This window comes from Arcobacter venerupis, assembly GCF_013201665.1.
GTDB lineage: Bacteria > Campylobacterota > Campylobacteria > Campylobacterales > Arcobacteraceae > Aliarcobacter > Aliarcobacter venerupis.
Genome location: NZ_CP053840.1, coordinates 2,960,525 through 2,972,788, shown reverse-complemented (window position 1 = coordinate 2,972,788; position 12,264 = coordinate 2,960,525). Strand labels below are relative to the sequence as shown.

Annotated in this window: 14 protein-coding genes; all 14 read right to left on the bottom strand. The window is 26.5% G+C overall.

All coding sequences use genetic code 11. The features are described 5' to 3' along the window. Nucleotides 1-53 precede the first annotated feature (53 nt). The 14 genes from AVENP_RS14710 to AVENP_RS14645 all read right to left on the bottom strand — a co-directional run bounded on the left by AVENP_RS14710 (nucleotide 54) and on the right by AVENP_RS14645 (nucleotide 12,260). Nucleotides 54-200: a hypothetical protein gene (locus AVENP_RS14710; protein WP_153802244.1), complete on the bottom strand. Its 147-nt coding sequence runs from the start codon at nucleotides 198-200 to the stop codon at nucleotides 54-56. Nucleotides 201-294: 94 nt separating this feature from the next. Further along, nucleotides 295-1,440, bottom strand: coding sequence for a GDP-mannose 4,6-dehydratase (gene gmd / locus AVENP_RS14705; RefSeq protein ID WP_128359574.1), 1,146 nt, complete (start codon nucleotides 1,438-1,440; stop codon nucleotides 295-297). A gap of 135 nt (nucleotides 1,441-1,575) precedes the next feature. After that, complete coding sequence (locus AVENP_RS14700; protein ID WP_128359575.1) at nucleotides 1,576-2,724, bottom strand: glycosyltransferase; 1,149 nt, start codon at nucleotides 2,722-2,724, stop codon at nucleotides 1,576-1,578. After that, entirely contained in the window at nucleotides 2,706-3,464 is a 759-nt protein-coding gene (locus AVENP_RS14695; protein WP_128359576.1) for a class I SAM-dependent DNA methyltransferase, read from the bottom strand. The genes AVENP_RS14700 and AVENP_RS14695 overlap by 19 nt, the downstream gene beginning before the upstream one ends. Then, a complete protein-coding gene (locus AVENP_RS14690) occupies nucleotides 3,461-4,576 on the bottom strand; it encodes a DegT/DnrJ/EryC1/StrS family aminotransferase (protein ID WP_128359577.1) in 1,116 nt (371 codons plus the stop codon). Before AVENP_RS14690 ends, AVENP_RS14695 begins: the two co-directional genes overlap by 4 nt. Next, a complete protein-coding gene (locus tag AVENP_RS14685) occupies nucleotides 4,576-5,004 on the bottom strand; it encodes a cupin domain-containing protein (protein ID WP_128359578.1) in 429 nt (142 codons plus the stop codon). The genes AVENP_RS14690 and AVENP_RS14685 overlap by 1 nt, the downstream gene beginning before the upstream one ends. Nucleotides 5,005-5,024: 20 nt before the next feature. Continuing rightward, nucleotides 5,025-5,840: a glycosyltransferase family 2 protein gene (locus tag AVENP_RS14680; RefSeq protein ID WP_128359579.1), complete on the bottom strand. Its 816-nt coding sequence runs from the start codon at nucleotides 5,838-5,840 to the stop codon at nucleotides 5,025-5,027. 25 nt (nucleotides 5,841-5,865) lie between these two features. After that, nucleotides 5,866-6,558 carry a methyltransferase domain-containing protein gene (locus tag AVENP_RS14675; RefSeq protein ID WP_204514130.1) on the bottom strand — a complete coding sequence of 231 codons (693 nt, stop codon included), beginning with the start codon at nucleotides 6,556-6,558 and terminating at the stop codon, nucleotides 5,866-5,868. Next, a complete protein-coding gene (rffA, locus tag AVENP_RS14670) occupies nucleotides 6,559-7,692 on the bottom strand; it encodes a dTDP-4-amino-4,6-dideoxygalactose transaminase (protein WP_128359580.1) in 1,134 nt (377 codons plus the stop codon). It abuts the gene before it with no gap. Between the two features lie 12 nt (nucleotides 7,693-7,704). After that, nucleotides 7,705-8,679: a radical SAM/SPASM domain-containing protein gene (locus AVENP_RS14665; RefSeq protein WP_128359581.1), complete on the bottom strand. Its 975-nt coding sequence runs from the start codon at nucleotides 8,677-8,679 to the stop codon at nucleotides 7,705-7,707. Next, on the bottom strand, nucleotides 8,673-9,524 hold the full coding sequence (locus AVENP_RS14660; RefSeq protein ID WP_128359582.1) for a radical SAM protein: 852 nt from the start codon (nucleotides 9,522-9,524) through the stop codon (nucleotides 8,673-8,675). The genes AVENP_RS14665 and AVENP_RS14660 overlap by 7 nt, the downstream gene beginning before the upstream one ends. Then, nucleotides 9,524-10,219, bottom strand: coding sequence for a WbqC family protein (locus AVENP_RS14655; protein ID WP_128359583.1), 696 nt, complete (start codon nucleotides 10,217-10,219; stop codon nucleotides 9,524-9,526). Before AVENP_RS14655 ends, AVENP_RS14660 begins: the two co-directional genes overlap by 1 nt. Continuing rightward, on the bottom strand, nucleotides 10,216-11,238 hold the full coding sequence (locus AVENP_RS14650; RefSeq protein WP_128359584.1) for a TDP-N-acetylfucosamine:lipid II N-acetylfucosaminyltransferase family protein: 1,023 nt from the start codon (nucleotides 11,236-11,238) through the stop codon (nucleotides 10,216-10,218). Before AVENP_RS14650 ends, AVENP_RS14655 begins: the two co-directional genes overlap by 4 nt. After that, nucleotides 11,235-12,260 carry a hypothetical protein gene (locus AVENP_RS14645; protein ID WP_128359585.1) on the bottom strand — a complete coding sequence of 342 codons (1,026 nt, stop codon included), beginning with the start codon at nucleotides 12,258-12,260 and terminating at the stop codon, nucleotides 11,235-11,237. Before AVENP_RS14645 ends, AVENP_RS14650 begins: the two co-directional genes overlap by 4 nt. Nucleotides 12,261-12,264: the final 4 nt, after the last annotated feature.

The following is a 12,264-nucleotide window of genomic DNA, read 5'->3' as shown; positions in this document are numbered from 1 at the left end:
CCACTCATATATATTTTTTATACCATCTTCTATCTCAATTTTGTATTTCTATCCTAAATTATGAAGATTAGATACATTAGTTGATTTTCTAAAGAGCCATCTGGCTTATCTATGTTAAAAATTAATTCTCCTCTAAACTCTACAATATTTTTGATTAGTTCTGCTAATTCCTTTATAAATATATCTTTTGTACCAGCCAAAATAACATATTCTATTTTTTTAGTTTCAAAAAAATCTTTAACTTCTTTTTGATTTATTAAATCAAGTTCGGCCTATGTTTTATTCATTTTAATTTTACTCAAAATAACTCATAGTTTTATATCCACCATCTTTTAGGTAAACATCCTTTGTCATTAATTTTAAATCTGATTTCATCATATCATTTACTAAATCTTGTAAGTTGTATTCTCTATTCCATCCAAGTTTTTGTTCAGCTTTTGCAGGATTTCCTAAAAGTAAATCAACTTCAGTTGGTCTGAAATATCTTGGGTCTACACAAACTACATTTTGTCCAATATTTAGATGCGAAATATCTACATTTGAAGCTTTTGCTTTTTCTAAATCTAAAGAATCTATAATACCAATTTCATCAACACCAACATCTTCAAATCTTAAGTTTATTCCAGCATATGCAAAAGCAAATTTCACAAAATCTCTAACAGTTGTTGTTTGTCCAGTTGCAATAACCCAATCTTCAGGCTCAGAAGCTTGTAAAATCATCCACATCATTCTTACATAATCTTTTGCATGACCCCAATCTCTTTTTGCATCTAAGTTTCCAAGGTATAATTTATCTTGTAAACCTAAAGCTATTTTTGAAGCTGCTCTTGTAATTTTTCTAGTAACAAATGTTTCTCCTCTTACTGGTGATTCATGGTTAAATAGAATTCCATTACAAGCAAACATACCATAAGCTTCTCTATAATTCACAGTTATCCAATAAGCGTACATTTTAGCAACAGCATAAGGACTTCTTGGATAAAATGGAGTAGTTTCACTTTGAGGTGTTTCTTGTACTTTTCCATAAAGTTCAGAAGTAGAGGCTTGATATATTTTTGTTTTTTTTGTAAGTCCAAGAAGTTTTACTGCTTCAAGAATTCTAAGTGTCCCTGTTCCATCTGCATTTGCAACATATTCAGGTGTTTCAAAAGATACAGCAACATGACTCATTGCTGCTAAATTATATATTTCATCAGGTTGTACTTCTTGGATAACTCTAGTTAAATTCATAGAATCTGTCATATCCCCAAAATGTAAAATTAGATTTCTATTTTCTACATGAGGATCTTCGTAAAGATGGTCTATCCTATCTGTATTGAACAAAGAAGTTCTTCTTTTTATTCCATGTACAATATAACCTTTTTTTAGTAAAAACTCTGCTAAATAACTTCCATCTTGTCCTGTAATTCCTGTGATTAATGCTACTTTTTTTTCTGTCATATTATTTATCTTCTTCTTTTTTAAAATCATCATTAATTCTTACAATATCATCTACTTCTGTATATTCTCTAACTTGTTATATATAGAATTATGTTAATTATTTAAAAATTCCTATAGGATATTTTTCATATATCTTTATTTCCAACATTCTCTTAGTATTTTGTATTCATCTAAAATATTATAAATACCATTTAAAAAATCTTTTTCTGTCCAAGAATTAATGATATTTTGCCCCAGTAATATCTTATCAGTAACAATACTGTTATCTTCTAATATAGTTAAAAGATGTTTAACAAGACTATTTGGATCCTGCAGATTCATTAAAAATGCAGCTTCACCTACTTGTTCTCGTAGCCCTTCTAAATCAGAATAACAAACAGGAACATTTAAAGAAAATGCTTCTAAAGGGGGGATATTTGTTGGACCAAAATATGTAGGCATTACAAGTGCAATAGATTGTTTATATAAATTTGAAATTTCTTCTTCATCAACAAAGCCTAAATAGTGAACCTGTTTTTTAATATCAAATTCATGAGCTTTTTCTAAAATATAATTTAGATTGCCATAATCACTTCCTGTAAATATAGTATCAATTGTTAAATTATATTGTTCTTTTAATATCTTTAATGCTTTTAAAATATAAATATGATTTTTATGTGCCCAGAATTGAGCAGGATAATATATATAATTATTAGATATATTATATTTTTCTTTTATATTTATGTATTTATCATTATTCATTGTTTGTGGTAAGAATTTTAATATTTTAACTCTTGATTCATCTATTCCATATCTATAACAAATATTTTTTTTACCAAGTTCTGAATCAGTAGTGACTTTTATTGCTTTTTTTAATAAAGTAGTATATCTTTCTTCTCGTTTTTCAAATTCATTATTATTCCTAACTTCAGGAAATTCATTGAAGTCTCTGTGGCATAAATCCCAAACAGTCATAACATAAGGAATATTTATCAACTCTTTGGCTTTACTACTTGGTGTTAGGAAATAAACTAAGTCAATATTTCTACGAGTTAAAAATTCCTCCATAGAGATTAAAGTATCATCTTCTTGTCGATATTTTATAAATATAGTTTCAATACCCATTTCAGTATATTCTGCTACAACATTTCGGATATCTGTCATAATAAGAATATTTATATCGTTAAAATTTGCATTTAGTAATAATGAAATTGCTTTATATTCATATTGAAATCCACCACCAACTTTTTTAGATGAACTTATATAAAATGCAACATTTAATTTTTTCATTTTCTCAATATCCATACCGCATTCCAACTATTAAAATTAGGTTCAGTTTCTAGTAACCAGGTATATTTCTTTTCAAAAGTTAAATTAACTTTATCACAAATCATTTCTAATTCAGTATCAAAAAAATACCTCATTTTATGTAGTTCAGTTTTTTCTATTATTTCATTTGTATTTTTATCTTCTATAAATACAATATAGTTCACATCTACAATATTTTGTTGTGAATGTAAAATCGGTTCTGCCAATCTTGTAACTTTAATATTTTTATTTTCTAGTTTCTTTATTCTTGTTGTTGGTAAATCAGTTAAAACAGCTGGTCCATACCAAAAATCAAATATGAAAATACCACCATCATTAAGATGCTCTTTTGCTACTTCAAAAGCTTTAATTAGTTCTTCATTTGAATTTTGGTAACTCATCACATGAAAAAGAGAAACTATTACATCAAATTTTTTATTTAGATTCAGATTCGTAATATTACTATGGCTAAAATTAAGATTTTTTTCTTTTCCTTTTCGTCTAGTTTCAGCAATTTTTAACATATCTAAACTTAAATCAATACCATGAACTACATATCCTTTGTTACAAAAGAGTTCAGCATGTTTTCCTGTTCCACATCCCATATCCAGTAAAGTTTTAGCATTATTTGTATTTGATTTAATCAATTTATCAATATACTTAACCTCGCTTAGATAATCTTTATCACTATATAGTAAATCATAATATTGCGAGTATAAATCTCCAAATTGATTCATGTCAGTATCTCATGCATAATTTTAGATACTTCTTTTATTTGTTCTTCAGTAATAGCCATACCACTTGGAATATAAAAACCTTTTTCATATAGTTTTGAGGCATTTGAATATTCTTCATTTAGAAATAATCCCATTTTAGTAAATACAGGTTGAGAGTGCATAGGGTAAAAGAATGGTCTAGTTGCAACTCCTTTTGCTCCTAATTCTTTCATAACTTCTTTTGCTGATTTTTGGTATTCATTTTTAAGTGTAATAGAAAATACCCAATAGATATTTTCTGCAAAATCTTTTTGTTTTATTGGTAAATTTATTGTTTTAATATCTGAGAGAAGCTCTTGATACATAGCTCCTATCCATCTTTTTTTTGATATAAACTCATCTATTCTCTCAAGTTGAGCAACTCCAAGAGCTGCTTGAATATTTGTCATACGAAGATTCCAGCCTAGATTTTCATGAATAAATCGTTTATCACCATCAGAAGAAAAACAAAGATTTCTAAGGCTTTTGCATTTTTCATAAAGTACTTCGTCATTCACTAATACCATTCCCCCTTCTCCTGTTGTAATGATTTTATTTGGATAAAAACTAAATATACTTATATCTCCAAAACTTCCACACATTTTTCCATTATATGTTTGTCCATGCATTTCTGCTGCATCTTCTATGATTTTTAAGTTGTGTTTTTTTGCCAATTCTAAAATAGGATTTATATCAACGGGTAATCCATAAATATGTACAATCATTATTGCTTTTGTTCGAGAAGTTATTTTAGCTTCAATATCAGATGTTTTCATATTAAAGGTATCATATTCAGAATCTACAAGTATAGGTTTCGCTCCAGCTTTTACAATTGCTTGCGCGCAAGAAATTATAGTAAAACTAGGCATTATCACTTCATCATTTTTACCTATTCCTAAAGCTTCTATTGCCATTTCTAGTGCTGCTGTACCGTTTGTAACAGCTACTGCATATTTTCGTCCTACATAATTTGCCATTGCATTTTCAAATTTGTTTATAAAAGGACCTTCGCTACTTATCCAACCTGTATCTATACATTCATTGAGATACTTCTTCTCATTTCCATTCAACAATGGTTCATTTACTGGTATCATTATTTTATTTCCAATTTATTATTTGAAATATGTTCAAAACGAGTCTTGTCTTCTTCTCCTAAATAAGGGCCTTGTTTAATTTCTATCATTTCTAAATCTTCTAAGGCTTCAAATCCATGTCCACCACTTGCAAGTAAAATAACATCACCCTTTTCTAAAATAGTACTTTCTAAATATATTTTATCTTGACTATAAAAATCAACTCTTAGTTTACCTTTTCTTATAACAAGTACTTCTTGAGTTAGGTGCACATCTCTTGTTACTTTATTGTGAATATGTGCATCTATTTTTTTACCTTTTTTATGAGACATATATGCTAATTGTTGTGAATATTCATTAGGCGTGAAAAACTCAATACCATCTTTTTTATAATTATGTTTAATTATGATTGCTAGTTGTACATTATTATGAATTATTGTTTTAATCATTTATGAATTACCTTTATCTTTTATATTTCAAATAAATATTCTACTTCTTTATAGATATTTTCTTTTAAAGCTTTTTCTTTTAAAGAATTTATTTGTTCTTTCCATTTTAATTCTCCATGATATTTATAAAAATCATTTTTGAACTTATTTAGTATATATAAATATCCTTGAATATACTTTACATTATTTTTAGAGATAGTTTCACCATCATGTAGCATATATATGAATAATGGTGCTTTTATATGAATAAAATTACAGATCTTTGCTAACCTTATACTTGTATCCCACTCTTGAAAAGATTGAATATTTTCATCTAAAAATCCAATTTCTTCTAACGCTTGCTTTGAAATTAATAAGCTAGGAAATAATGTAGATGGTCGTAGTAGCAATTTGTCATAACATTTATATTCTGTCATTGGCATATTCCAAACCCATTTTTTATTTAGGTGTGTATCAAAACAATAACAATCTCCATGAACGAGAGTATATACATCAAAATTTACTTTTTTAAGTTCTCCCATTTGTAATTCAAGTTTATTATTCTCCCACATATCATCAGAGTCTAAAAATGCTATCCATTTACTTTTGGCTTTAGTTATACCTATATTTCTAGCAACTTGAGCCCCACTATTTTTATCAAGTTTAATAAACTTTATTAAATTATTATTTAATGATGCAACTATACTTTCTGTATTGTCAGTTGAAGTATCATCTACAATTATTATTTCATTTGGTAAAAGAGTTTGTTCTAGAATAGATTTTATACAGTATTCAATGGTTTTAGCACGATTATATGTTGGTATAATAACGGATATTGTTTCAGATTCTTGCAACATATCTTCTGTTTCCTTATAATAAAATTTATTTCTTAGCTATTACAAAAAAGCCAGCACTTTCAAGTGACCAACCTCTATGTTTATTATCAAGACAAGGAGCAATTTTCTGTGCAACATACCAAAATGGAATTAATAAAGCTTTTGTAAAAGTTTTACGCAATTTTGAGCCTTTTATCCATTTTAAACTAAAATAATTCATTTTCAAAAACCACATAGTAAAAAATCCTGTAATTGGTTGAATATGAATATCTTTGTATCCAGCTTTCTCAAACATATATTTAAGTCCATATGGAGTATAACGAAAATAGTCATAAGGTGCTTCATGAATACACCACATCCACGGAACTTGAAGTATTATAACACCATTATTTCTCAATATTCGATAACCTTCATTTAAAAATATTTGTGGTTCACAAAGGTGTTCCATAACTGATAAAGAAACAATTGTATCAGCGTAATTATCAGGTAGTTCAATTCTTTCATTTAAATTTGATATTACATCTGCTTTTGAATTATGTAAAGTATTTGTCCAATCAACACCAACATATTTGTCAGCATATTGTAAAAAGAAATCTTTATATGGTGCTGTTCCGCATCCTAAATCCACTAATGTACGTTTATAATATTTTGAATATTCTAACAACCATTTATCTATATTATTATATATGAGCCAATTGTAAGCTTTTCTATTGTTGTGAAATTTACTTGGGTTTTGCATTTAAATTCCAAAAAATGATTTTACAGTTTTGATAATTTTTGTAATAATAGAAGCTTCCAATCCATAATACATAGGTAACCTAATCAATTTTTCACTCTCATTAGTTGTAAAAATATCTTTTCCAGAAAATCTACTAAATCTTAATCCAGCTTCAGAATTATGAAGTGGAATATAGTGAAATACTGCATAAATATCATTTTGTTTTAAATATTCTATTAATTTTGTTCTCTCATTTAAATCTTTTACTTTTAGATAAAACATATGAGCATTTTGTATACATTCCTTTGGAATAATTGGAAGTTGAATTAATCCTTTATCTTCAAGATTTTTTAATCCATCATAATATTTTTGCCAACTATTTAATCTATTTTGATTTATCTCATCAGCAAATTCTAGATTTCCCCAAAGATATGCAGCACTTATATCATTCATAAGATAACTACTTCCAATATCTACCCAAGAATATTTATCTACCATTCCACGAAAAAATAGACTTCTGTTAGTACCTTTTTCTCTTATTATGTCTGCTCTTTCTTTAAACTTTTCATCATTTACTAAAAGAAGTCCACCTTCTCCAGCACTTGTATAGTTTTTTGTTTCATGAAAACTAAATGCTCCAAGATGCCCAATAGTTCCTAAAGCTTTATTTTTATATCTACTCATCATACTTTGAGCTGCATCTTCTACTACAAAAAGGTTATACTTTTTTGCTATGTCCATTATTCTATCCATCTCACAAGCAACTCCTGCATAGTGTACGGGAACTATAACTTTTGTTTTAGGAGTAATAGCTTTTTCTATTTTTGTTTCATCTATATTCATAGTATCTGGTCTTATATCTACAAAAACTATTTTAGCACCTCTTAATACAAAAGCATTTGCGGTGCTTACAAAAGTATATGAAGGCATAATTATTTCATCGTCTTTTTTTATATCAAGCAAAATAGCTGCCATCTCAAGTGCATGTGTGCAAGAGGTAGTTAGTAAAACTTTTTTACAGTTTAATCTTTCTTCAAACCATTTATGGCATTTTTTAGTAAACAGATTATCTCCACTTATACTAAAAGTTTGCATTGATTCTTGAATATATTTCAACTCATTACCAGCTATACATGCTTTTGAAAATCTAATCATTTTAATATCCTTTTAAAGCAAATCACTAGGAATAAGTTCTTGCATCATATCAGAATAGCCTCTTCCTTCTTCTGGCCATCTAGTATGAATCCAATCAGGGCATTGTTTACAAAAATCAAATCCTTTATAATTATTTGATAGATGAGCTTGTCTCAAATTATACATAAATTGACTTTGCCAAGCTTCTTTTATCGTAGTTTTGGAAAAGTGTACAAAGTGTGATTTATTCATCCAATCTGTCGGGCAATAAGATAAATCACCTTCTGGAGTAATAGTTAATCTCTCCCAAGGATATAAACAAGGTTTTCTCTTTATATATTTAAAATCTTCTTCCATTTTAGACTTAATTCCATTTTTTGCCCCACCAGCTGAATGAAGTCTACGTATTATTACAAAATCAGCTCCAGAATCATTCCAAAAATTCTCAAATTGTTTTGTTTCATGTATGTTTAATGGTTGTTCTACAAAACTTATGACAAGCTTTGTATCATAATTACCTTCTTTTATTAGTTTTATTAGATTTAAAACATTGGGTCTAACTTTATTTAAATCACCTTTAACTCTAATTTTTGAGTAGGTTTCATCACTAAAAGCATCTATGCTAATATCAAATACATTTACACCAGCATCAAGGAGCGTTTTAGCTTTTTTTTCTGTAAGTAAAACACCATTTGTAGTTACATTTATTCTTGTTTTACTGTATTTACCAGCATACTCTATCATCTCATCAAATTTTGGATGTATAAGTGTTTCGCCATTTGCTGTATATCTTATGTATTGACATATTCCCAATCCATCTGTTGCTACTTCATCAATAAGTTTTTTATGAAGTTCTACATTTAAATGTGAACCACTATAAGCATCTGTTTTTATAAAATTTGGATGTGGGCAGTGTATACATGCAAGATTGCAAAACTGTGTACTATCTACGATAATTTGTGAAGGGAATTCACTATTTAGATGTTTTTGAAATCCATACATTAGCATTTAGTTCCATTATTCATTATTGAGAAATGGTTGCATTGTTTACACTCACTATACTTTAAATTTTCTATATCTTCAGTTAATGCTTTTCTAGAAAGAATAATATCTTCAAATAAAATTTTTTTATTAATAAAAGGACATATTGAAGTAGTACCATCTTGATTAAACTTAAGAACATTATCAAAATAATTACATACTCCGGAAACTGGAGAATCTTTTAAAACGATGTTTAAATCATTTGATTTTTTTAATTTATCAATTATTAATTTAATATTGGTTTTATCATAGTGTCTATTATTTTTTTTTATCCATGGCTCATTAGCAAATTCATAATAAACATCAGTTGCTCCTAATTTCTTTGACAATTCAACAAATGCTTCTATTTCTTTAAAGTTATAGTTATTTATTATAAATGAAAAACGTTTTTTTTTGTTAGTGAGCTTTTTCACATTTTCTACTAATTTAGAGAAATTATAACCTGGTCTACACTTATCAAATACTTCTGCAGAAGCCGCATCAAAAGATATTGTAATTGTATCAAACTTATTTAGCACATCTACGTATTTTAAAATATTGGTCCCATTTGTAGTAATTCCAATATTAACACCTTTGCTTTTTAAATCTTTTATTAATTCAAAAAAATCAATAAATTTTGGATGTAAAGTTGCTTCTCCTAATCCAACTAAATGTATATAAACTAAATTATTCATTTTTTTAATTTTTTTTAAAATATTAGTAAAAACTTCTATTTTCATAAATTGTTTATCTATATTATCTTCAGAATTATAAGCGCAATTAATACATTTTAAATTACATACCGAAGAAATTTCTATGTCAACTGATTTCATTAAACACCTTTTTTTAAATATTTTTTTACATTAGGTCCCGTATTGAATATTAAGTCTAAAATAGTAACTCCATGCTCAAAAGGAGGGTACAGCTGTTTATACTCTTTATATCCACTATAATCCATCCATTCTACTTTTATATTATTTTTGTTTGCTAAATTTTCATCAAAATAACCTTTTGCAGCTGGTCCGCTTATATAAATATTTGCATTACAATATTTACAAATATCTAATAGTTTTTCAGTTTTTCCTTGTTGTGTTTTTAAATTAAATTCACTAGAGAATCTGATTTTTGTCTTAATCCCCAAAATTTGATTTATAGCCATTATAAATTTATAGTTAATTTGGCTTAAATACTCTTCATCACAATTTAAATAAAGCTCTTCAAACATATCCTTAAAGTCCTTAAAATACTCAGCTTTTACATAGTTTTGTGATATATTCTTCCAATGTTTTATATTCCACTTTTTATCATTTATTTTAGTGTCTTTTATCTTTTGTTCTAATTTTTTCTGATAAACAGGAATAGTAAGCCATTTTATACCTTGAGATGTTTTAATTTTATTTCTATTTCTCCAATCATTCTTTGTATACTGCACATCATCATAAAGTATAAACTCATCAACCATATTAATAAGGTCAAAATATCCTTTCCAAGGGATGTAGTTTGATTGTAAAATTGCTATTTTTTTCATTTTGAATTAAAAATTCCTTTCCACGATTCAATAAGAGAGTCTAATGAATAATATTTTAAAGCTAGCTCTCTATTTTTTTTTGAAATTTCTAAACTGATTTTTTTTAAATTAAAGTTTTTTATATCGAATATAGTTATATTGTTGTATTTTAGTTCTTTATAAAAAGAATTTTCTTTCGAAATATATACCTTTTTACCATAACCAATAAGCAATTTAATATTTGCTCCAGCTTGCTGTCTATTATTATTAAATATTGCTATATCAATATCTAACAAAATCTTTTTATATGCATCAAATTCTATAAAATCTACAATAGGATTAAATTTATTTTGAAAAATAGATGTAGCTTCTTTTATTATTTCATCTTTGTATTCTTTATTTCCATAATTTAGAGGAACAATTATTTCAATATTTTGATCTTTATATTGTTTCAGAATTTCAAATACTTCTTTATGTCTATTAGTATATGTAGCAGAATTTCCAATCAGTATTTTTAATTTCTTATTATTTAGTTCATTAGTGACATATTCAAAATCAGATATACAATTTGGATAATACTGACTAAAAAAAAAATTATTTGATTTAATTTCATACCTTTCTTTAAGATACTCTATATCATGTTTTGTAGCTGAAATATAATTTCCCATATTTTTTATAATATTATGTCTAATTTGAGACTGCTTTTCTGAAAAGTAATAATCTCCTCCCCACATAATCCAATAGCATTTTTTTAAAAGTTCTTGGTTGAAATATAGTAATATATCAATCTTATCTCTCCAAAGTCCATGTAATATTATTTTTTTTGCCATTTTCATATATTTAAGTAAAGTTATAAATATATCATCATCTGTATGTAAAAACTCTACTTTATGTCCAGGGGTTAGTCCGTAATCGTATTTTTCGCTTGTGATAAAAACATAGTGATGCTCAACTCTTTCGAAATACTCATCAACAAAATCTATGAATGGAGCTAGAAATTTATCAAGAATCATTATGTGAAGTATTTTATTTTGATTCATTTTTGTAATTCTATAGATTTTTTTATTCGATTTATAATCTCTTTGAAATAGCTATGATTTTTGTAACCTAATTTTAGGTGATAATAAACATATGCTTTTCTTGTTGATTCTTCTAAATTAAAATTTATATCTACAGAATACTTCTGGCTATCTGATTTAAAACTTATAGCATTAAAATTATTCCCATATTTATTTATATCATTTTTATCAAACCCTAGATATTCAAGATTATGTAGTAATTTTTGGAAGTATGTTTTATTTTGATTTTCAAACTCATTCAAAGTAAAAAATTTATTTCTATTGAGACTTAACGTTAATAAAGCAATATTATGTGATTTATATCTTAAAAAATTCATTATTGGTATTTCAAATTTATCTTTAAATGTCTTTTCGTAATTACTCAAATATACTTCCAAATTCTCAAAAATATCTTTTACATCGGTTAGTTCTATTAATTTTAAATTATTATTTCTAAACTTCTCTTTTATTTCTTTAATTGAATTTTTATCAAAATAGAAAGCTTTAAAATCATACTCTGGAAAATCATTCATAATTTGATTTATATACTCTACAAACTCTTCATCTTCTAAATTCTCTTTAGTAGCTAAAAATCCTACACAATTTGGTTTATACATATTTCTAAGTTCTTCACCTATAGGTTCATTTAAACTATAGATAAATCTTGTTTCATTAAATTTAGGATGAGTTGTATCTACTAATGAATAAGGAGAATTTTGCAAATTTTCTTGCGTTTCATGATTTTTAAAACTAATTAAACTTTTTTGACCTATATATTCTTCAGGCAAGTTATAACTAAATCCAAAACCATCTAATTCATAGATGTCTTCAATTTTTTGGAGGTGTTTATCTGCAATGATTGTATCAATTCTTTTATCATCTAAATAAACATCAACTTTTTGGATTTCGTCACTATTTACTTTTTTGCAAAAACCTAAAAAAGAAAAATAGTTTTCAGTATGAAGGACTCCGTAAGTTTTTTGGTTTTTAGATGGGACAATCATTTCT